The sequence below is a fragment of the Pseudomonas sp. PDM01 genome, assembly GCF_014852325.1.
GTDB classification, from domain to species: Bacteria; Pseudomonadota; Gammaproteobacteria; order Pseudomonadales; family Pseudomonadaceae; genus Aquipseudomonas; species Aquipseudomonas migulae.
Window position 1 is genome coordinate 88,851 of the sequence record NZ_JACVBK010000005.1, and the last position, 19,433, is coordinate 108,283.

General features: G+C 59.4%; 19 protein-coding genes. 9 read left to right on the forward strand and 10 right to left on the reverse strand.

Features of this window, described 5'->3' with window-relative positions; all coding sequences use genetic code 11:
• Positions 1 to 23: 23 nt before the first annotated feature.
• The 4 genes from IB246_RS14040 to IB246_RS14055 form a co-directional block, all read right to left on the reverse strand.
• Complete coding sequence (locus IB246_RS14040; protein ID WP_008043481.1) at positions 24 to 1,349, reverse strand: MFS transporter; 1,326 nt, start codon at positions 1,347 to 1,349, stop codon at positions 24 to 26.
• A gap of 627 nt (positions 1,350 to 1,976) precedes the next feature.
• Complete coding sequence (locus IB246_RS14045; protein ID WP_008045225.1) at positions 1,977 to 2,981, reverse strand: 4-hydroxythreonine-4-phosphate dehydrogenase PdxA; 1,005 nt, start codon at positions 2,979 to 2,981, stop codon at positions 1,977 to 1,979.
• The gene (locus tag IB246_RS14050; protein WP_008029057.1) at positions 2,978 to 3,934 is read right to left on the reverse strand and encodes an amidohydrolase family protein; all 957 of its coding nucleotides are present in this window, start codon (positions 3,932 to 3,934) and stop codon (positions 2,978 to 2,980) included. Before IB246_RS14050 ends, IB246_RS14045 begins: the two co-directional genes overlap by 4 nt.
• Entirely contained in the window at positions 3,927 to 5,267 is a 1,341-nt protein-coding gene (locus IB246_RS14055) for an MFS transporter (RefSeq protein WP_008045228.1), read from the reverse strand. The genes IB246_RS14050 and IB246_RS14055 overlap by 8 nt, the downstream gene beginning before the upstream one ends.
• 561 nt (positions 5,268 to 5,828) lie before the next feature.
• On the opposite strand from IB246_RS14055, the gene IB246_RS14060 reads away from it, so the two are divergent.
• From IB246_RS14060 to IB246_RS14075, 4 genes are all read left to right on the forward strand, one after another.
• Positions 5,829 to 6,845: a Bug family tripartite tricarboxylate transporter substrate binding protein gene (locus IB246_RS14060; RefSeq protein WP_008045229.1), complete on the forward strand. Its 1,017-nt coding sequence runs from the start codon at positions 5,829 to 5,831 to the stop codon at positions 6,843 to 6,845.
• A gap of 52 nt (positions 6,846 to 6,897) precedes the next feature.
• Complete coding sequence (locus IB246_RS14065) at positions 6,898 to 7,431, forward strand: tripartite tricarboxylate transporter TctB family protein (RefSeq protein WP_008045230.1); 534 nt, start codon at positions 6,898 to 6,900, stop codon at positions 7,429 to 7,431.
• Positions 7,428 to 8,957, forward strand: coding sequence for a tripartite tricarboxylate transporter permease (locus IB246_RS14070; protein ID WP_008045231.1), 1,530 nt, complete (start codon positions 7,428 to 7,430; stop codon positions 8,955 to 8,957). The genes IB246_RS14065 and IB246_RS14070 overlap by 4 nt, the downstream gene beginning before the upstream one ends.
• Before the next feature lie 69 nt (positions 8,958 to 9,026).
• A complete protein-coding gene (locus tag IB246_RS14075) occupies positions 9,027 to 9,968 on the forward strand; it encodes a LysR family transcriptional regulator (protein WP_008029067.1) in 942 nt (313 codons plus the stop codon).
• A gap of 930 nt (positions 9,969 to 10,898) precedes the next feature.
• Here the strand turns inward: IB246_RS14075 and IB246_RS14080 are convergent.
• Together IB246_RS14080 and IB246_RS14085 are read right to left on the reverse strand one after the other, a co-directional pair.
• Entirely contained in the window at positions 10,899 to 11,762 is an 864-nt protein-coding gene (locus tag IB246_RS14080; RefSeq protein ID WP_008044889.1) for a DMT family transporter, read from the reverse strand.
• Between the two features lie 109 nt (positions 11,763 to 11,871).
• The gene (locus IB246_RS14085; protein WP_177318199.1) at positions 11,872 to 12,036 is read right to left on the reverse strand and encodes a hypothetical protein; all 165 of its coding nucleotides are present in this window, start codon (positions 12,034 to 12,036) and stop codon (positions 11,872 to 11,874) included.
• 183 nt (positions 12,037 to 12,219) lie between these two features.
• Here IB246_RS14085 and IB246_RS14090 point away from each other — a divergent pair, with 183 nt between their 5' ends.
• Both IB246_RS14090 and IB246_RS14095 read left to right on the forward strand, forming a co-directional pair.
• A complete protein-coding gene (locus tag IB246_RS14090; RefSeq protein ID WP_008044888.1) occupies positions 12,220 to 12,759 on the forward strand; it encodes a hypothetical protein in 540 nt (179 codons plus the stop codon).
• 43 nt (positions 12,760 to 12,802) lie between these two features.
• On the forward strand, positions 12,803 to 12,982 hold the full coding sequence (locus tag IB246_RS14095) for a hypothetical protein (protein ID WP_157214384.1): 180 nt from the start codon (positions 12,803 to 12,805) through the stop codon (positions 12,980 to 12,982).
• Between the two features lie 43 nt (positions 12,983 to 13,025).
• Here IB246_RS14095 and IB246_RS14100 read toward each other — a convergent pair whose 3' ends face one another.
• Entirely contained in the window at positions 13,026 to 13,964 is a 939-nt protein-coding gene (locus tag IB246_RS14100) for an aspartyl/asparaginyl beta-hydroxylase domain-containing protein (protein WP_008044886.1), read from the reverse strand.
• A 230-nt stretch (positions 13,965 to 14,194) separates the two neighbouring features.
• Positions 14,195 to 15,169, reverse strand: a complete 975-nt coding sequence (cysK, locus tag IB246_RS14105; protein WP_008044885.1) for a cysteine synthase A — start codon at positions 15,167 to 15,169, stop codon at positions 14,195 to 14,197.
• A gap of 126 nt (positions 15,170 to 15,295) precedes the next feature.
• Between cysK and IB246_RS14110 the strand changes: the two genes are divergently transcribed.
• Positions 15,296 to 16,372, forward strand: coding sequence for a DUF748 domain-containing protein (locus IB246_RS14110; protein ID WP_008044884.1), 1,077 nt, complete (start codon positions 15,296 to 15,298; stop codon positions 16,370 to 16,372).
• Here the strand turns inward: IB246_RS14110 and IB246_RS14115 are convergent.
• Together IB246_RS14115 and IB246_RS14120 are read right to left on the reverse strand one after the other, a co-directional pair.
• Positions 16,369 to 16,869, reverse strand: a complete 501-nt coding sequence (locus IB246_RS14115) for a DUF2442 domain-containing protein (RefSeq protein ID WP_008035069.1) — start codon at positions 16,867 to 16,869, stop codon at positions 16,369 to 16,371. The two genes, IB246_RS14110 and IB246_RS14115, sit on opposite strands and share 4 nt — an antisense overlap.
• Positions 16,857 to 17,087, reverse strand: a complete 231-nt coding sequence (locus IB246_RS14120; RefSeq protein ID WP_032829218.1) for a DUF4160 domain-containing protein — start codon at positions 17,085 to 17,087, stop codon at positions 16,857 to 16,859. The genes IB246_RS14115 and IB246_RS14120 overlap by 13 nt, the downstream gene beginning before the upstream one ends.
• A 201-nt stretch (positions 17,088 to 17,288) precedes the next feature.
• Between IB246_RS14120 and IB246_RS14125 the strand changes: the two genes are divergently transcribed.
• Together IB246_RS14125 and IB246_RS14130 are read left to right on the forward strand one after the other, a co-directional pair.
• Positions 17,289 to 18,134, forward strand: a complete 846-nt coding sequence (locus IB246_RS14125) for an AAA family ATPase (RefSeq protein ID WP_008035065.1) — start codon at positions 17,289 to 17,291, stop codon at positions 18,132 to 18,134.
• Between the two features lie 26 nt (positions 18,135 to 18,160).
• On the forward strand, positions 18,161 to 19,339 hold the full coding sequence (locus IB246_RS14130; RefSeq protein WP_008035063.1) for a vWA domain-containing protein: 1,179 nt from the start codon (positions 18,161 to 18,163) through the stop codon (positions 19,337 to 19,339).
• The last annotated feature ends 94 nt before the right edge of the window (positions 19,340 to 19,433 follow it).

The following is a 19,433-nucleotide window of genomic DNA, read 5'->3' on the forward strand; positions in this document are numbered from 1 at the left end:
CCTTGCTAACGCTTGGGTAGTGATCAGCCAACCTGAGCCGGTGTGAGCTGCGAGGGGGATTTAGGGGTGTGGGTGCTGCGAAGTCGGGACAACAGGACGGCGCCGACAATGCCGACCAGGGCCAGGGCGAACATGCCGGCGCGGGGGTCGGCGAAGCTGGTTTCCATCACGGTTTTCAGGTTCGGCGCGACGAAGCCGCCGAGGTTGCCGATGGAGTTGATCAGGGCAATCCCGCCGGCTGCGGCGGCACCGCTGAGGTAGCTGGTGGGAATGGTCCAGAACAGTGGCTGCACCGAGACGAAACCGGCAGCGGCGAAGCAGAAGGCGATGACCACCGGAACCATGCTGGTGCCCAGCGCCGAGGCGGCGATGCCGAGGGCGGCCATGGTCAGCATGCACACGGCGAGGCGACGATGTTGCCCGGTGCGGTCGGCGTAGCGAGTGACGAGACGGGTCACGACCAGGGCGCAGATCCACGGTATCGCGGTGATCAGGCCGACGTTGAGGCCGACGTGGCCGTCGAGCAGCCCGGCGATGCGCGTCGGCAGGTAAAACACCACGCCGTACACGCTCATCTGAATGGTGAAATACGCCAGGCAGAACTGCAGCACCCTAGGGTTGCGCAGCGCACTGAGAAAACCATGGGGGCTGCTGTCTTTTTTCTTCGCGTCTTCTTCGCTGAGCGCGGTTTGCAGCGCCTGCTTTTCATCGACGCTCAACCACGTGGCATCGGCCGGGCGGTTGACCAGATAGAAGTACGCAGCGATGCCGACCACCGACGCCATCAACCCTTCGACGACGAACAACCATTGCCAGTTGGTCAGGCCGAACACGCCGTGGAAGTCCAGCAACCAGCCCGACAGCGGGCTGCCCAGCACCAGCGCCAGGGGCAAGCCGAAGTAGAACAGACCGAGCGCCTGGCCACGGCTTTGCGCCGGGAACCAGTAGGTGAGGTAAAGGATGATCCCCGGGAAGAAGCCGGCTTCGGCAACCCCCAGCAGGAAGCGCAGGACGTAAAAGGTTTCGGCGTTGTGGGCGAACATCATTGCCGCCGAGACCAGGCCCCAGGTGACCATGATCCGGCACAGCCAGACCTTCGCGCCGAGGCGGTGCAGCATGTAGTTGCTCGGCACTTCGAAGAACGCGTAGCCGATGAAGAAGATGCTCGCGCCGAACGCGAACGCGGCATCGCCCAAACCGGTGTCGGCCTGCAACGCGGCTTTGGCGAAGCCGACGTTGGAGCGATCGATGAAGGCGAGGATGTACATCAGGATCAGAAACGGCAGCAGACGCAGCCGGCTTTTGGAGATGGCACTGGACAGAGCCAGGGCGAAATCTGGACGAGTCATGTGAAGGTTCCTTTGCTGCCGGTATATGCCTTGCGGAAGTGACAAGGCGGGCTTTTTGTAGTTGTTGAATCGTGCGATCGAGGCAGCTCGGGTGGCCGGCTCTGGTCATTCGATGGAGCGACTTTAGCCAGCGCACAGGGCGGCGGATAATCACTTATGCACATCCATCGATAACCTGGAGTGATAGGTAAGTGCGGTTATTGCCTAGATCGAGTTATCAGGCGCCCCCTAAAACAACTGTGGGAGCGAGCCTGCTCGCGAAGGCGATCTGACAGGCACATTGCAGTGACTGATAGAGCGCTATCGCGAGCAGGCTCGCTCCCACATGGGGTTTTGCGTTGATTGAACAACCTGGCAGCACCACGCATTACTGTAGGAGCCGGCTTGCTGGCGATTGCGGCCTGACAGGCACATCATCGGCGTCTGTCAGGCCCTCATCGCTGGCAAGCCAGCTCCTACAGGGTTTTGCATGGTTCACAAATACTGGCAACACCACCATCCACTGTAGGAGCCGGCTTGCCGGCGATAGCGGTCTGACAGTCACCTTATGTGTGTCTGTCAGGCCCTCATCGCCGGCAAGCCGGCTCCTACAGGGACTTGCGGTGTGTCAGGGGTTTGGTGGGGGGGTCAGTAGTGGTTGGTGCCCATGCGGCAGGCGATTTCGAACGCCTGGCGGATCGCGCCGGGGTTGGCTTTGCCCTGCCCCGCGATATCAAACGCGGTGCCATGGGCCGGTGTGGTGATGGGGATCGGCAAGCCGCCCTGCACTGTCACCCCACGGGAGAAGCCCATCAACTTGATCGCGATCTGTCCCTGGTCGTGGTACATCGTCACCACCGCGTCAAAGGCGCTCGCATCGCCCTGCACCTTGAGGAAAATCGTGTCGCCCGGATACGGACCTTCGGCCGCAATCCCCAACGCCTGCGCCGAACGTACGGCCGGGCCGATGATGTCCAGTTCTTCTCGACCGAACGAGCCGTTGTCGCCGTTGTGCGGATTCAGGCCGCACACGCCGATGCGCGGTTTCGCAAGGCCGTTGCGTTTGAGCGCGGTGTCGATCAGCTGGATCGCTTCCACCACCCGCGCTTGCGTCAGCATGCCCGGCACCTCCGACAGCGCTACATGCGAGGTCACCCGTGACGTCCAGAGGTTGTCGAGCACGTTGAATTCGCAGAACGGCCCGTGGAAATCCAGCAGCTCGGCGAACCAGTGCAACTCGTCGTTGTGGGCCATGCCGGCCATGTGCAGCGAGGTCTTGTTCAGCGGCCCGAACAGCACCGCACCCGTGGTGCCAGCCTCGGTGAGACGCAGGGCTTCTTCCAGAGTGTCGAGGCTGTAGCGGCCACCAATGACGCTGGCTTCACTGCGCGGGAATTCACCAATGGTGTCGCCGCGAAAGTCATAGAACAACGGCGTGTCATCGACAAATGACAGCTGATCCAGCGACTCGACGCGACGGTATGGAAATTCCACCCCGGCGATGCGCATGCCGCGGCGCATTTCCGCTTCGTCGGCGATCAGGATCACGTTGGCCTGGCTGCGAACCTGAGGCTCGGCGAGCAGGCGTGCGATCAGTTCCGGGCCGATGCCCGCCGGGTCGCCCAGGACCATGGCGATGGTTGTCTTGCTCATGCTTCACTCCTCAAGGGTTCGGGCCATGTACGGTCAATGGCGCTAGGCTCGCAGCGATAAACCCGCTGCGCGTTGCTGTAGAACAGGCGCTCCTGATCCGCCCATGGCAGGTCAGCAACGATGGATTTGAAACCGCTGTAGATGTCGTCGAACGAGCCGCACAGGCTGTCCACCGGAAAGTTGCTGGCGAACATCACTCGCTCGGTGCCGAACATGGCGATCACTTCGCGCACGATCCAGGCATTGTCTTTGGCGCGCCATGCCTGCCCTTTCAGGCCCAGGCCGGAAACCTTCACCTGCACGTTCGGCCACTCGGCCAGTCGTGCCATCGCCAGACGCCATCCCGCCAGGCCTTCGGCGCTGCGGTCATTGGGCAACCCGGCGTGGTTGAGAATCAGCGTGGTGCCGGGAAAGTCCCGGGCCAGCCGTTCGGCTTCGTAGAGGTTCCACCAGGGTGTCTGCAAATCGAAATGCAGCCCCAGCCCTTGCAGCGCGGCGTAACTGCGGCGCCAGTGTTCATCGCTCATCAGGCTGCGCAGATGGCCCACCTGCGCCGTCGAAGTCGGGCCACCGGGTTTGTGGCGCACGCTGCGTACGCACTTGAAACTCGCCTGCTCGGTGAGCACCGCGATGGCGTCCGGATGATCGAGCCAGGCCTGCGCGACGATTGCATTCGGTACGCCATAACGCGCCGCCAAACCTTCAATGAATCGGGTTTCGCCAATCGGGTCTTGCGGGTCCCATTCGGTCTCGATGTACACCGTTTGCACGACGTTATGCGGCCCGGCATCGGCGAAGTAATCGTCGGGAAAATAGCGCCGCTTGATCGCGCTGTAGTCACCGTAGCGAAACGGGATCCTGGCTTCAGGCGCGAGCCACGGATGGTGATTGATCGTCGGGTCCCAGAAGTGGTGATGGGCGTCGATGATCGGCCCCGTATACAACTCAGTCATGGCGCACCTCGTCGAGGCTGATGAACAGCGTGGCGAAAACGAAGACCGCCGAACACGCCGCAAAGAAACCCAGCACCGGCGCGAATCCACCGGCCATTTGCAGGATCACGCCGACCAGGATCGGCACCGCAATCCCGCCCGTGCTGCCGGCCATGTTCATCACGCCGCCGATCAGGCCGACCCGCGCCGGCGCCGCCAGCAATGCCGGGAAGCTCCAGTAGAGGCTGCCCCACATCAGGAAAAACGCAGTCATGGCCAACAACGCCACGGCGGCAAAAGGGTTAGTCAGGGTCGGCAATAACAGAAACGCGCCGAGGGCCACCAGGCCGGAAAACGCCAGCAGGCTCTTGACCGCCACACCGCGACTGACACCTTTGCGGATCAGCCCGTCGCAGAGGAAACCACCGGTCAACGAGCCGAGCGCACCGCAGACAAAAATCACGAAGGTCGCCGCGCCAATGCCCTTGATATCGAAGCCGCGAGCCTGCGCCAGATAACTCGGGCCCCAGGTCAGCAAGCCGAAATACACCATCGCCCAACTGGCGCGGCCGATCAGCAAACCGCTCAGGGAACGCGCCGCGATGCCCAGGCCCTTGACCGGCACTCGCGCCGCCTCGGCTGCCGGCGTGGCGCGCCCGGCGTTGATCTTCTCGAGTTCTTCGGCATTCACTTGCGGGTGACTGGCCGGGTCATCGCGCAGATATCGCCGCGCCAGCCACGCCAGTACCAGCGTCGCGATACCGGCGATCACGAACGCCAGGCGCCATGAGTCCAGCGACGCGATCAGATAGGCGATGATCAACCCGCCGAGCGCCACGCCCAACGGGCTGCCGCTGTCCATCAGCACCGCGCCGCGACTGCGCTCGCTTGGCGCCAGCCACAACGAAATCAATTTGCCGCCCGACGGGAACAAGGGAGCCTCGGCAGCACCGAGTGCAACGCGGGCGAACAACAATGACAAGCCGCCCGTGGCAAATGCCGCCAACACTTGAAACGTCCCCCACAACCCGGTGGACCAACTGATGACCCGGTGCGGGCCGAAGCGGTCGATCATCCAGCCACCGGGAATCTGCAACAGCGCATAGGCCCAGAAGAAGCTGCTGAGGATCAGGCCTTGCATGCTCGGCGACAGGGAAAACTCATGGGCGATGGTCGGCATCGCAATGGACAGCGACACCCGGTCGATGAGGTTGACCATGGTCAGCGCGAAGATGATCGCGAAGATCCGCCAGCGCACATTGCTGGCCTTGGTGGTGCCGGTCAGCGGTGTGGCCCCTGCGGCGGGTTGGGCAACTGCGCCGGGCAATTGCAGGGAAGCACTGGAACGAGCCATGGTGCGTACCTCGAATTTATTATTTTTGTGAAGTTGCAAACACCGACCTTGTAGGAGCCGGCTTGCTGGCGATTGCGGTGGGTCAGGCGCTATCAATGTTGACTGATACACCGCTATCGCCAGCAAGCCGGCTCCTACAGTGATGGAGGTGCATCAATTGATATTGATGGCGCCTGACATTTCGCCATCGCCGGCAAGCCGGCTCCTACAGGGTTCCCGTTTTGCCGCGTTTTCACGGCATTGGTGAGCACTATCGAAGGCTCACTGATAACCGTCTAATCAAAACTTGAAATAAGGCGATAGCCTCGGGTTATGTCATGCCCTGCTTTCAGGGGGCTTTCAATGAATAAGGCCTGCACACACTTTCCACTCAAACTGCTCTGGCGCAAGGCCTGCGGCGATCATCACGATTTTTCCCGTGCCGAGCTATAACCCCAGGCTATCGGTGTATGTATTGTTTTGACTAGACGCGACGCCTGCGGCTTCCCACACTCGGGCCAGGCTTGCAGCTTTACCGCTCAGACAAGTCACTCATAACAACTACAAAAACGAGGCCCTTCCATGCGAAATGCATTCGTCCGTCGCACATCCCGTCTGTTTCTTGGCTGCACGCTGATCGCCGCCGGCGCCCTTCCCGCTCTCGCTCATGCCGCCTGGCAACCGGACAAGAACGTCGAAATCGTCGTCGCTGGCGGTCCCGGTGGCGGCACCGACCAGCTCGGCCGTTTGATCCAGTCGATCATCACCACCCACAAGCTGCTCGACGTGAATACCATCGTCCTCAACAAGGGCGGCGGCAATGGCGCCGAAGCTTTCCTCGACCTGAAAATGAACAAGGGCGATCCGGAAAAACTGGTGATCGGCACCAACAACATCTACCTCTTGCCGCTGGTGTCCAAGCTCGGCTACCAATGGCAGGAACTGACCCCCATCGCCGCCGTGGCCGAGGACGATTTCATTCTCTGGAGCTACAAAGACGCACCGTGGAAGGACGCCAAGGGCTTCTACGAAGCGGTCAAGGCTGACCCGTCGAACCTGCGCATGGGCGGCAGCCAGTCCAAGGACGTGGACCAGACCCTCACCTTGCTGTTGAACCAGACCACAAACAGCAAACTGGTGTACATCCCGTTCAAGAGCGGCAGCGAAGCCGCGACCCAACTGGCCGGCAAACACATCGCCGCCAACGTCAACAACCCCAGCGAAAGCATCAGCCAATGGCGCGGTGATCAGGTCGAGCCGCTGTGCGTGTTCAGTAAAGAACGCATGAGCTACACCGAGAAAGTCGCCGGCGACAAATCCTGGGCCGACGTGCCGACCTGTCACGAGCAGGGCCTTGGCATCGATCAGTACCGCTTCCCGCGTACCGTGTTCATGCCCGGCGAAGTCACCGCCGAACAGCGGGCGTTCTATGTCGAGCTGATGCGCAAAGTCACCGAAACCCCGGAGTTCAAGGCCTACGTCAAACAGAACGCACTGGTGCCCACCTTCCTCGAAGGCGAGCCGCTGACCGCCTACATTGAGAAAGACACCGCCCGCGTCACCCCGGTGTTCAAAGAAGCCGGCTGGCTGAAAAACTGAGTTGCCGACGGCCGTCCGCCTGCGCACGGCCGTCACCTCTGGAGGTGTCTTCATGTCCCATTCTTCGGATTCACCGGCACTGGTCGGTACCCGCTGGGTCGAACTCGGCCTGACCGTCTTCACCGCGCTGATCGGCGTGGTGGTGATGTTCGACAGTGTCGAACAAGGTATCGGCTGGGGCGATTCCGGCCCCGAGCCGGGTTACTTCCCCTTCTACATCGGCCTGATGCTCAGCGCCGCAAGCGTGGCCAACGGCGTGTTGACCCTGGTGCGCTGGCACGCCCTGAGCATTGCATTCGTCAGCCGCAGTGCGTTCAAGCAAGTGTTGTCGGTGTTCATCCCGATTGCGCTGTTCGTGGGCGCCATGCCGTTCACCGGCATCTACGTGGCGTCAGCCTGCTTCATCGCCTGGTTCATGTGGCGTGACAAGGTCCGCGCCAAGCCTTACGGCAAACTGATGATCGGCAGCGTGTCCCTCGGCGCGGTGCTGGCCAGCTACCTGATTTTCGCGCTGTGGTTCAAGGTCCCGCTGGATGCCGGCCCGATGGGCGACTGGATTGCCCTGGCCGGGAGAAATTTCAAATGAGCGAGTTCGATTCCCTGCTGCAAGGCATGAACCTGATCCTGACCCCGGGCCACATCGGCCTGATGGTGATCGGCGTGCTGCTGGGCATTCTGGTCGGCGTATTGCCCGGCCTCGGTGCCCCCAATGGCGTGGCGTTGTTGCTGCCGCTGACGTTCACCATGTCGCCGGTATCGGCAATCATTCTGCTGTCGTGCATGTATTGGGGCGCGCTGTTCGGCGGTTCGATCACCTCGATCCTGTTCAACATCCCCGGTGAGCCCTCATCGGTGGCGACGACCTTCGACGGCTACCCGATGGCCCGCGAAGGTCGCGCCGCCGAAGCCCTCACCGCCGCCTTCAGTTCGGCACTGATCGGTGCGCTGGCCGGGGTGTTGTTGCTGACGTTCCTGTCGACCAAGATCGCCGCATTCGCCATGTCGTTCAGTTCACCGGAGTTCTTCGCGGTGTACCTGTTGGCGTTCTGCACCTTCATCGGCATGAGCAAGAACCCGCCGCTGAAAACCGTGGTGGCGATGATGATCGGTTTCGCCATGGCGGCGGTCGGCATGGACACCGTATCGGGCAACCTGCGCCTGACCTTCGACCAGCCGATCCTGATGACGGGCATCAGCTTCGAAGTGGCGGTGATCGGCCTGTTCGGCATCGGTGAAATCCTTTGCACGGTCGAGGAAGGCCTGGTGTTTCGCGGCGAGCATGCGCGCATTACACCAATGGTAATTCTGCGTACCTGGGCCAAGTTGCCGCGTTACTGGTGGACCATTCTGCGCAGCACGCTGGTCGGTTGCTGGATGGGCATCACGCCCGGCGGCCCGACGGCGGCTTCGTTCATGAGCTACAGCCTGGCGCGGCGCTTCTCGAAGAATCGCGAGAACTTCGGCAAGGGTGAACTCGAAGGCGTGATCGCCCCGGAAACCGCTGACCACGCCGCCGGCACCAGCGCACTGCTGCCGATGCTGACCTTGGGCATTCCCGGTTCCGCTACGGCAGCGGTGATGCTCGGTGGCTTGATGATCTGGGGCTTGCACCCTGGCCCGACGTTGTTCGTCGAGCAGCACGATTTTGTCTGGGGCCTGATTGCGAGCATGTACCTGGGCAACGTGGTGAGCCTGATCGTGGTGCTGGCCACCGTGCCGCTGTTCGCTTCGATCCTGCGCATTCCGTTCTCGATCATTGCGCCGATCATCATCATGGTCTGCGCCATCGGTGCCTACTCGGTGCACAACTCGTTCTTCGACGTGGTGCTGATGCTGGGCTTCGGCGCGCTGGGGTACCTGTTCAAGAAACTCGGTTACCCGATTGCGCCGCTGGTGTTGGCGGCAGTGCTGGGTGACAAGGCTGAGGATGCGTTCCGTCAATCGATGCTGTTTTCTGACGGCCACTTGGGGATTTTCTGGTCCAACCCGCTGGTGGGCAGCCTGACCACGGCGGCGCTGCTGATGCTGTTCTGGCCGCTGATTTCCAAGGCGCTGGGCAGCCTGATGGGCCTGCGCAAACCCCACGTCGCCAAGACCAAATCGGTGCTGTGACACGGCAATGCTGGCAACGCCTGACATTTGTTGTCAGGCTTGCCGCAGTCTTTTTCGCGAGCGCGGCCCATGACCCGAATTCCTGATGCCAATGTGATCCACAGTCGACTGCGTCTGCGCCAATTGCGGCTGATGCTGGCGTTGCAGGAATTAGGCTCGCTGCGCCGCGCCGCCGACCACATCGGCATGACCCAACCGGCAGCGACCAAGATGTTGCACGAGGCCGAGGACTTGCTCGGCGTCGAACTCTTCGAACGTCTGCCTCGGGGCATGCGCTCTACCCCGTTCGGGGAGACCGTCATCTACTACGCGCGCATGGTGTTTGCCGAACTCAGCGGTATGCGTGAAGAACTGGTCGCCCTGGAATCCGGCAACCTCGGGCGAGTCGCCGTCGGGGCGATTCCGGCGCTGGCCTCGGGGTTGCTGACCCGCACCATCGCCACCTTGAAGAAAAGCCATCCTCGGTTGTCGATGAGCATTCAGGTCGACACCAGTGATGTACTGGTGCAGGCACTGTTGCAGGATCAGCTCGACATTGTGCTGGGGCGGATTCCGGCGGGTGCGCGGGCCGAAGAATTGCTGTTCGACAGCTTGGGTGAAGAGGAGCTGTGCGTGATTGCCGGTGCGCAGAATCCATTGGCGCGGGAGAAAAACCTGAGCTGGGCGGAATTGCAGAACATGACGTGGGTGTTGCAACAGCAACCGAGCCCGATGCGCGCGATCATCAATCAGGTGTTTCACAATGCGCGGGTCGACATTCCCAGCAGTATTGTTGAAACCACGTCGATCATGACCTTGCTGTCGTTGATCCAGCAGACCGACATGCTCGGCGTCACGCCGGTGTCGGTGGTCGAGGATTATCCGGGGCGTGATTTGCTGGCGGTGTTGCCGATCAAGTTTGAAGCGCGGTTGCCGCCGTATGGGTTGATTACCCGGCGTCATCGTATTCAGTCTTCGGCGATGCAGGCGTTTATGAATTCGGTGCGGGCTGAGCATGCTTTGAGTAAGTAGGCCTTTGGGTATGCGTATATATCCGTTGCTTCGGTAACGGCTGCTTATGGTTTCGCCCTTACGGCGAGTCACTTTGGAAAAGCCCCAAAGTAACCAAAGCGCTTTTGCCCCTTTCGTTCGGTGGCTCGCTAATGCTCGCCATGCCCTCGCTCCGGTCCTGCTCCGTGGGCCCGCCGCCATCGGCCATCCATGGCCGGGGGCGGCTAACCCGGCATCCATGCCGGGTTGCCCACTGCGCAGAACCTCCACTCGGCCTCTCGAGGGGGCGACTACCGCCACAGCCGCCGAGGCGGCCTGAAAGCCGACCTGGCTCTTTTGATGTCCGCGTTGTCCTTCTCTGATGCGTTCACTCATTCCGGACATTGGCACCGCTCCCCTGTAGGAGCCGGCTTGCTGGCGATAGCGTCTGTCCAGCCAATACATACGTGACTGACCCACCGCTATCGCCGGCAAGCCGGCTCCTACAGTTGATCGTATTTATCCAAACACATCTGCATTTCCCTTGTAGGAGCCAGCTTGCTGGCGATAGCGTCCGTCCAGCCAATAAATAGGTTGACCGACCCACCGCCATCGCCGGCAAGCCGGCTCCTACAGGGAATCCCGTACGCTTTTGATTTCCACCACTCATCAGGCCGAGCGTTAGCTCGCCTTCCGCTTTTGATCTGAACGCCCCCTCGAGAGGCCGAGCGCAGGTTCTGCGCAGTGGGCAACCCGGCATGGATGCCGGGTTAGCCGCCCCCGGCCATGGATGGCCGATGGCGGCGGGCCCACGGAGCAGGACCGGAGCGAGGGCATGCCGAGCCTAGGCGAGGCACCGAACGAAAGGGGCAAGAGCCCTTGGTTACTTGGGGCTTTTCCAAGTGACTCGCTGTAAAAGCGAAACCGCCAGCCGCCATCACAAAAAAAACGGATATGCCCTCCCCAACCGCTCTACCGCGCCTGACGAAACACCACCCCCAGACCAACAATAATCAGCACCATCCCCACCATGCTCAACACCGCAAGTTGGTTGCCGAAAAACAGATAATCCATCACCGCCGTCACCGCCGGCACCAGATAAAACAGACTGGTGACATTCACCAGATTGCCCCGGGCGATCAGCCGATACAGCAACAACGTCGCCAACACCGACACCACCAGCCCCATCCACAACACCGGCACGATAAAACCGCTGCTGCGTTCAAAGTGAAAGGGCTGGAACGGCACGAAAATCCCGCACAACAACAGCCCCGCCAGATACTGCACCGGCAGCGTACCGAGGGGATTATCGGTGATGCGTTTCTGCATGATCGAACCGAACGTCATGCTCGCCAACGCCAGTAAACCGAAAAACATCCCGGCCAGCGACATGCCGGCCAGACCAATGCCCTGATACACCACCATGATCAATCCGGCCAAACCCAGCATCAAACCGAACACCCGGTTCGCTGAGCGCTGGCGCTCCATGATCACCACCGTGAGGATGGGCTGCACACCCATGATCGTGGCCATCACGCCTGGCGTGACCTTCAGGTCCAGGGCCAGCAGATAGAAAATCTGATAAGCACCCAGCAACACCACACCAGTGGCCATCGCATACAGCATCGGCTTGCCACCCTTGGGCAATTTCAGCTTGAGCAATGGCACCAGCAGCACCAACCCACAAAGCGCGATGGCGAAACGAATCAGCAAAAAAGCGAAGGGCGACGCGTGGGCCAGGCCCCATTTGGAGAAGATCGCCCCGCTGCTCCACAGCAAAACGAACAGGCTCGTGGACGCCGCCGCGAGCGCGGATTTTTTCGAAAGGACAAACATGAATACCACCTGTAGTCAGGCATAAAAAGCCAACTCAGCCGAAGCTGAAATCCAGTAGTTTTTCAGGCGAACGCTTTTAGAAGGGCAAGGGAACAGCAGGGAAAGCTGATCAGCCCGAAACGCCAACGCCCGGCGGTGATACGACTGCGTACACCGGCGTGCTACGGACAGGTGGGGGGTAATGACTGATCTGCGCAGGCTGCTGATCCCCGCACGGCACGACGCCAGCGTGGACCGCTGAATCGACTACCGCGTTGATGAGGGAAGCAGGCATGGGCTGATCTTTTTTGATGGGATGGACGGTGAATGGAAATCACCGAGCGCCGACTATAACCAGCGCTCGACATGGATTGCAATGACTTGGACAAAGGGCCAGTAGATACAGCGTTAGACCTGCTGCTTACTCTGAGGGAAAGGAAATCGCCCACTGAGGGGGGCAGGGAATGCAAGAGATCAAATGCCAAGGGAACGGACTCAACTTCGGTATCAGCTGTACAGATCAAATGCTCGAAAGCTGGCAATTGCCACCCTATCCCGACTTCATCAAGAACTGGAGCATGGAGGGCAAGTCGGCTTCGATTTTTCCAGGATTCGTTTCGAACCAATCAACGCACAGGCATTGAATGCATTCCAGCACTGGAATGATCCGCACTATTCATGGAATGAAGTCGTTGGATGGAAGGCAAAAGAGCCGATGTGTTTTGATCTGGCGATCTGGTTTGATCTGGAGTTATGCGGGCTGTGTTTTGCGAATCCAAACCAGAGTCGTCAACGAGTAAAGATCGTGCGATTGGAGGGTAATCCAGAAAGAGGTCATCCCCTGAAAAGTCTGATTGCTTCGCTCGCACTGACCGCTGTTACTCACTTTGCACAAATCATTGGCTGCAGACAGATCGAAATACAGGAGCCTGTAAAGGGTGCCATCGCCATCTATCAGCAGCTTGGTTTTGAATTCGACACAGAGGGTCGGCTTGTGATGCTTATGGAGTGCGACTAATATCGGGCCAACTGCTCATTTAATGATCAACGCTGGAGATTCAATGAAAGCTCTCGCTGAAAAAAATATTGCAGATAGACAACCGATCAAGGCAACTCCGAAGCGACCACCCACTGAGTTGCCAGAAAGTGTTTTGCGTCGCATCAGAGATACACTGGCAAACCCGGTAACAGAAGAGCCGATGGGCGTTCTCGCTGGAGCTTCGTTCACCTTTTCCTCATAAAAAAACCGCTCACAAGGAGCGGTTCTTTATTCAAAGTCCGGTTTCACCCAAACAACCAATACCCCAACAACATCAACACCACCACCGCGAGCACCGGCCGCAGCACACGGTAGGCTTTAGGATTGCGCCGCTTCCACTGCTTGACCACACCGCTGACCTTATCGCTGGAGTTCTTGCTCCAGGCGTAGGCCCGGTTAATCCCGCCGACACGCTCGTCATCGAGGTTCTGCGGCGCAGTGGCGCGACCGAGCAGGCTGCTGATCGAGCGGTTGATGCGGGTCATGATACGGTTGCTCAATGGACGTTCGATGTCGCAGAACAGAATGACCCGGGTCTTCTCGGTTTCGTTCTTGACCCAGTGCACATAGGTTTCGTCGAACATCACGTCTTCGCCATCACGCCAGGCGTAAACCTGACCGTCGACGAAGATGCGGCAATCATCGGAATTCGGCGTCGACAACCCCAGGTGATAACGCAGGGAACCGGCAAACGGATCGCGGTGCGGGTTGAGATGGCTGCCACCCGGCAGCAAGGCGAACATGGCGCCTTTGACGTTGGGAATGCTGCTGACCAGGGCCACTGTTTTCGGGCACAGTGTTTCGGCCGATGGCAGGGGTTTGTCGTACCACTTGAGGTAGAAACGCTTCCAGCCTTTCTTGAAAAACGAGCCAAAACCGGCGTCGTTGTTTTTCTCCGCGGCGCGAATGTAACCCTCATCAAACAGGTGCATCGCTTCGTCGCGGATGACTTCCCAATTGTCCTTGAGCACATCAAGTTCCGGGAACTTGCTGCGATCCAGATAGGGTTTGGAGGGCACGCTGGAGAACAGGTACATCAAGGCGTTGTACGGTGCGAACAAAGCGGAGTGGTTGACGAACTGACGCAAGACCGGCAATCGCGCCTTGCCGCGCAAGTGCACATAGAGGGTACTGCCGAGGAACAGCAGCAACAGCGATGCCTTCGCGGCAATGGTAAAGGTCATCTACAACTCCTTGAGAATTAGCAACTCTGCACTACGCCATTTACCCGACGTGGCAGTCGGCCATGATAAACACTACCGGCCTCGGGAAAAACCCGCTTTCCTCAACATTCACTGTTAAAGATTGTGCAACAACGTACTTCTTAACATATGTCTCCTGAACGGGGGCTGACCTGGATCAGCCCACTTGTCGGGATGAAAATCGAAACATCACTGCTTTGATTTGTTCACGATTACTGCTGATTCTCCTGCTCGGTAAACAGATCGCTGAACAGCATGCTCGACAGGTAACGCTCACCGGAGTCCGGCAGAATCACCACGATGGTCTTGCCCTGCATTTCCGGCGTTTCAGCCAGGCGCACGGCCACAGCCATGGCCGCACCGCAAGAGATGCCGCACAAAATCCCTTCCTCCTGCATCAAGCGCAAAGCCATCGCCTTGGATTCGTCATCGGTGACCAACTCGACCCGGTCCACCATCGACAGATCGAGGTTCTTCGGCACAAAGCCGGCACCGATGCCCTGGATCTTGTGAGGGCTAGGCTTGATCTCTTCACCGGCCAGCGCTTGCGTGATCACCGGAGACACCACGGGCTCCACCGCCACCGAGAGAATCGGTTTGCCCTGGGTATTCTTGATATACCGCGAAACCCCCGTAATGGTTCCGCCCGTTCCGACGCCGGCCACCAGCACATCAACGGCACCGTCAGTGTCGTTCCAGATTTCCGGACCAGTGGTTTTCTCGTGAATGGCCGGGTTGGCCGGGTTTTCGAATTGCGCCGGCATGAAGTAGAGGGACGGGTCGCTGGCAACCATTTCAGTGGCCTTTTCGATCGCACCTTTCATGCCTTTGGCCGGCTCGGTCAGCACCAGTTCGGCGCCCAACGCCTTGAGCACTTTGCGCCGTTCGATGCTCATGGACGCCGGCATGGTCAGCACCAACTTGTAGCCCCGTGCGGCGGCGACAAACGCCAGGCCAATGCCGGTGTTGCCGGAGGTCGGTTCGACGATGGTCATGCCAGGCTTGAGTTTGCCGGTGCTTTCGGCGTCCCAGATCATGTTCGCGCCAATCCGGCACTTCACCGAGTAACCAGGGTTGCGCCCCTCGATCTTGGCCAGGATGGTCACGCCACGCGGCGCAATGCGGTTGATCTGCACCAGCGGCGTATTGCCGATGGAATGGGCGTTGTCAGCAAAGATACGGCTCATGGCTGGGTCCTTATGCAGCGTTGAATTAGCCCTCCACGGTATGCCTGTTGCCCGTGGTCGTCCAGTCAGTCGAACGTCCGGCCCGCACAGCAGTCAATCGCATTACACCGCCAGAGATTTGCCGCCATGAAGCGTCGATACAGTTGGCCTCTGTGGACCCTCGCCGGCCTCCTCATGTTGCTGTTTGCCCTGCACATCGCCCTGCCCTATCTGGTGCGTGACTACCTGAACGAACGATTGGCGAATATGGGTGACTATCGCGGGCAGATCACCGACGTGGACCTGGCCCTGTGGCGCGGCGCCTACAAAATCAACGGGCTGAAAGTCGTCAAGATCGAAGGCAAGGTCCCGGTGCCTTTCGTCAATGCGCCGCTGATCGATCTTTCCGTCAGTTGGCACTCGCTCTGGTACGACCACGCGGTCGTGGCCAAGGCGCAGTTCGTCAAACCCGAAGTGAACTTCGTCGACGGCGGCGCCAACAAGAAAAACTCCCAGACCGGTGAAGGCACCGATTGGCGGGCACAATTGGAGAAATTGCTACCGATCACCCTGAACGAAGTGCGGATCAGCGACGGCAAGATCAGCTTCCGGAACTTCAATTCCAAGCCCCCCGTGAACATGAACGCCACCCAGGTCAACGCCAGCATTTACAACCTGACCAACGTCGTCGACAAGGAAGGCAAGCGCGACGCACGGTTCGATGGCAAAGCGCTGCTGCTGGGGCACGCGCCACTGGAAACCAGCGCGACCTTCGATCCGCTGAGCGACTTCGAAGATTTCCAGTTCCGACTACGCGCCACGGGCATCGAACTCAAACGCATGAACGACTTCGCCTCGGCCTACGGCAAGTTCGATTTCAATGCCGGGCATGGTGATGTAGTGATTGAAGCGCAAGCGAAAAAAGCCCAATTGACTGGCTACATCAAGCCACTGCTCAAAGACGTCGATGTGTTCAACTGGCAACAGGACGTCGAGAACAAGGACAAAGGGCTGTTCCGCTCCATTTGGGAGGCCATTGTCGGTGGCTCCGAAACCGTGCTGAAAAACCAAGGCAAGAACCAGTTTGCAACGCGCGTTGAATTGAGTGGCAGCGTTCACCGGCAAGATATCAGCGCGTTCCACGCGTTTTTGCAGATTTTACGTAACGGTTTTGTCCAGGCCTTCAATGCCCAGTATGAACGGCCGAAGCCGGAGGCCGGTTAGGGTTTGCGTGTAACGGTGTAACGGCCGGTTTCTTCAGCCGCCCGCGCCGGATCTCGCAGCTGCAGAAAATCCCACCCCAGACAGGCCAGCGCCAATGACCGGGGCACTGCTTCACGGCCACTGCTGTAGCGCGTGATGCTGCGGGCACTCACCCCCAAAGCCTCGGCGGCCTGATTGAGCGGCAACCCGGTACGCGCACGCCAGTCGATGAAGATCCGGGTGTTTTCATCCGCTGCGTTTTGCGCGAGTGCATCCAGATAAACAGTGTCTGCGCCGATCTGGATATCCTGCTCAGGCCATTCGACGCACCAGCCATCATCGCCCAGGGTTGCACTGGCGAAAGCTCCCGCCTCCAGCAACGGCTGCAATCCAGGATAGGTACGCAGGTCACGGCTTAAATCGAGCGTCAATTGCTGACCATCGATAAATGTCAGCGCCAAACGGTAATCCGGCAACGCCTGCACAGCAGACAACCGTGGTCGTTTCATGGGTAACATCGTTTCCAGTCCTCCAGTAGCTGCACCTGATGGGTCCTGACCCATTCCAGAGCTTCCTTGATAATCAACGGCGGCGCCTTGCCGACCATCACTTCAACCGTTTCCAGGCTGAGCATCACATCCAGCCCGCCACCGGTCAGGTGGACATGGGGCGGCGGATGGTCCTTCTCTCGCAACTGAATGCGGTACGTATCGCGAAATCGATATTTAGTGGACATGCTCCGCAAGCTATCGCCAAAATGGCGATAGCTCAATACTGGCCAGCCGCCGAGACTGAGTCAAGATGTGACGCCCCATTCAGAGACTGAATAAGCCGTCTGCGTTCACAGTCGACCGGGCAGCGCGTTATAGTCGGGTACTACAATTATTGCGCCCCGCCCTGCCCTGTCAGGTCGGCGTTACCGTTCGAGGATTAGCAGATGAAGTTCGAAGGCACCCAGGCCTACGTCGCCACCGATGACTTGAAGCTGGCGGTCAACGCCGCCATCACCCTGGAGCGTCCGCTGCTGGTCAAGGGCGAGCCGGGCACCGGCAAGACCATGCTGGCCGAACAACTGGCCGAGTCTTTCGGCGCCAAGCTGATCACCTGGCACATCAAATCCACGACCAAGGCGCATCAGGGCCTGTACGAGTACGACGCGGTCAGCCGCCTGCGCGATTCGCAGCTGGGCACGGAAAAGGTCCACGACGTTCGCAACTACCTGAAAAAGGGCAAGCTCTGGGAGGCTTTCGAGTCCGAAGAGCGGGTGATTCTGCTGATCGACGAAATCGACAAGGCCGACATCGAGTTCCCGAACGACCTGCTGCAAGAACTCGACAAGATGGAGTTCTACGTTTACGAGATCGACGAGACCATCAAGGCCAAGAAGCGTCCGATCATCATCATTACCTCCAACAACGAGAAAGAGCTGCCAGACGCGTTCCTGCGCCGCTGCTTCTTCCACTACATCGCCTTCCCGGATCGCGTCACGCTGCAGAAGATCGTCGACGTGCACTACCCGGACATCAAGAAGGATCTGGTCAGCGAAGCGCTGGACGTGTTCTTCGACGTGCGCAAGGTGCCGGGACTGAAGAAGAAGCCATCGACCTCCGAACTGGTGGACTGGCTGAAGCTGCTGATGGCCGACAACATCGGCGAAGCAGTGCTGCGCGAGCGCGATCCGACCAAGGCCATTCCGCCGCTGGCCGGTGCCTTGGTGAAGAACGAACAGGACGTGCAATTGCTTGAGCGCCTGGCGTTCATGAGTCGTCGCGGTACTCGCTAAGCTCTGATTAAGTAGGGGCTAACGCCATGCTGCTCAACCTGTTCAATGAAATGCGCGCAGCCAAGGTGCCCGTCTCGGTGCGCGAGTTGCTGGACCTGATCAACGCGCTGAAACAGCGCGTGACCTTCGCCGACATGGACGAGTTCTACTACCTGTCCCGGGCGATTCTGGTGAAGGACGAAAAGCATTTCGACAAGTTCGACCGAGCGTTCGGTGCTTACTTCAATGGCCTGGAAAAACTCGACGATCACCTTCAGGCCCTGATTCCTGAAGACTGGTTGCGCAAGGAATTCGAGCGTTCGCTGACCGACGAAGAGCGGGCGGCGATCCAGTCCCTTGGTGGCCTGGACAAGCTGATCGAAGAATTCAAGAAGCGCCTGGAAGAACAGAAAGAACGCCACGCCGGTGGCAACAAGTGGATCGGCACCGGCGGCACCAGCCCGTTCGGTTCCGGCGGCTTCAACCCGGAAGGCATTCGGGTCGGCGATGCCGGCAAGCGCCAGGGCAAGGCGGTCAAGGTCTGGGATCAGCGCGAGTACAAGAACCTCGACGATTCGGTGGAACTGGGCACGCGCAACATCAAGGTCGCCCTGCGTCGGCTGCGTAAGTTCGCCCGTCAGGGTGCGGCCGAAGAACTGGACATCGATGGCACCATCGACCACACCGCCAAAGATGCCGGGCTGCTGAGTATCCAGATGCGGCCGGAGCGGCGTAACACCGTCAAGTTGTTGCTGCTGTTCGACATCGGCGGTTCGATGGATGCGCACGTGAAGATCTGCGAGGAGTTGTTCTCGGCCTGCAAGACCGAGTTCAAACACCTGGAGTACTTCTACTTCCACAACTTCATTTATGAATCGGTGTGGAAGAACAACATGCGCCGCACCTCCGAGCGCACGTCGACCCAGGACCTGCTGCACAAGTACGGCGCCGACTACAAAGTGATCTTCATCGGGGACGCGGCGATGGCGCCTTATGAAATCACCCAGGCCGGTGGCAGCGTCGAGCACTGGAACGAAGAAGCCGGTTACGTGTGGATGCAGCGGTTCAAGGAGAAGTACAAGAAGCTCATCTGGATCAACCCGTATCCGAAAGATACGTGGGGCTATACGTCGTCGACCAATATCGTTCGGGATTTGATTGATGACCAGATGTACCCGCTGACGTTGCGGGGGCTTGAGGAAGGGATGCGGTTTCTTTCCAAGTAATCTTTGCAGTCCGCCAGGGCCCCATCGCGAGCAGGCTCGCTCCCACACTGGATTTTGAGCGGACACAAATTATGTGTTCGCAGAAGTTCAACTG

What these genes read in the sequence shown, in the direction of transcription:
- IB246_RS14055 (WP_008045228.1), bottom strand. Translation starts at nt 5,267, where the DNA reads ATGGCTCGTTCCAGTGCTTCCCTGCAATTGCCCGGCGCAGTTGCCCAA.
- IB246_RS14080 (WP_008044889.1), bottom strand. Translation starts at nt 11,762, where the DNA reads ATGTTTGTCCTTTCGAAAAAATCCGCGCTCGCGGCGGCGTCCACGAGC.
- IB246_RS14070 (WP_008045231.1), top strand. Translation starts at nt 7,428, where the DNA reads ATGAGCGAGTTCGATTCCCTGCTGCAAGGCATGAACCTGATCCTGACC.
- IB246_RS14095 (WP_157214384.1), top strand. Translation starts at nt 12,803, where the DNA reads ATGAAAGCTCTCGCTGAAAAAAATATTGCAGATAGACAACCGATCAAG.
- IB246_RS14040 (WP_008043481.1), bottom strand. Translation starts at nt 1,349, where the DNA reads ATGACTCGTCCAGATTTCGCCCTGGCTCTGTCCAGTGCCATCTCCAAA.
- IB246_RS14075 (WP_008029067.1), top strand. Translation starts at nt 9,027, where the DNA reads ATGACCCGAATTCCTGATGCCAATGTGATCCACAGTCGACTGCGTCTG.
- IB246_RS14090 (WP_008044888.1), top strand. Translation starts at nt 12,220, where the DNA reads ATGCCAAGGGAACGGACTCAACTTCGGTATCAGCTGTACAGATCAAAT.
- IB246_RS14130 (WP_008035063.1), top strand. Translation starts at nt 18,161, where the DNA reads ATGCTGCTCAACCTGTTCAATGAAATGCGCGCAGCCAAGGTGCCCGTC.
- IB246_RS14125 (WP_008035065.1), top strand. Translation starts at nt 17,289, where the DNA reads ATGAAGTTCGAAGGCACCCAGGCCTACGTCGCCACCGATGACTTGAAG.
- IB246_RS14110 (WP_008044884.1), top strand. Translation starts at nt 15,296, where the DNA reads ATGAAGCGTCGATACAGTTGGCCTCTGTGGACCCTCGCCGGCCTCCTC.
- cysK (WP_008044885.1), bottom strand. Translation starts at nt 15,169, where the DNA reads ATGAGCCGTATCTTTGCTGACAACGCCCATTCCATCGGCAATACGCCG.
- IB246_RS14115 (WP_008035069.1), bottom strand. Translation starts at nt 16,869, where the DNA reads ATGTTACCCATGAAACGACCACGGTTGTCTGCTGTGCAGGCGTTGCCG.
- IB246_RS14045 (WP_008045225.1), bottom strand. Translation starts at nt 2,981, where the DNA reads ATGAGCAAGACAACCATCGCCATGGTCCTGGGCGACCCGGCGGGCATC.
- IB246_RS14065 (WP_008045230.1), top strand. Translation starts at nt 6,898, where the DNA reads ATGTCCCATTCTTCGGATTCACCGGCACTGGTCGGTACCCGCTGGGTC.
- IB246_RS14100 (WP_008044886.1), bottom strand. Translation starts at nt 13,964, where the DNA reads ATGACCTTTACCATTGCCGCGAAGGCATCGCTGTTGCTGCTGTTCCTC.
- IB246_RS14060 (WP_008045229.1), top strand. Translation starts at nt 5,829, where the DNA reads ATGCGAAATGCATTCGTCCGTCGCACATCCCGTCTGTTTCTTGGCTGC.
- IB246_RS14050 (WP_008029057.1), bottom strand. Translation starts at nt 3,934, where the DNA reads ATGACTGAGTTGTATACGGGGCCGATCATCGACGCCCATCACCACTTC.
- IB246_RS14085 (WP_177318199.1), bottom strand. Translation starts at nt 12,036, where the DNA reads ATGCCTGCTTCCCTCATCAACGCGGTAGTCGATTCAGCGGTCCACGCT.
- IB246_RS14120 (WP_032829218.1), bottom strand. Translation starts at nt 17,087, where the DNA reads ATGTCCACTAAATATCGATTTCGCGATACGTACCGCATTCAGTTGCGA.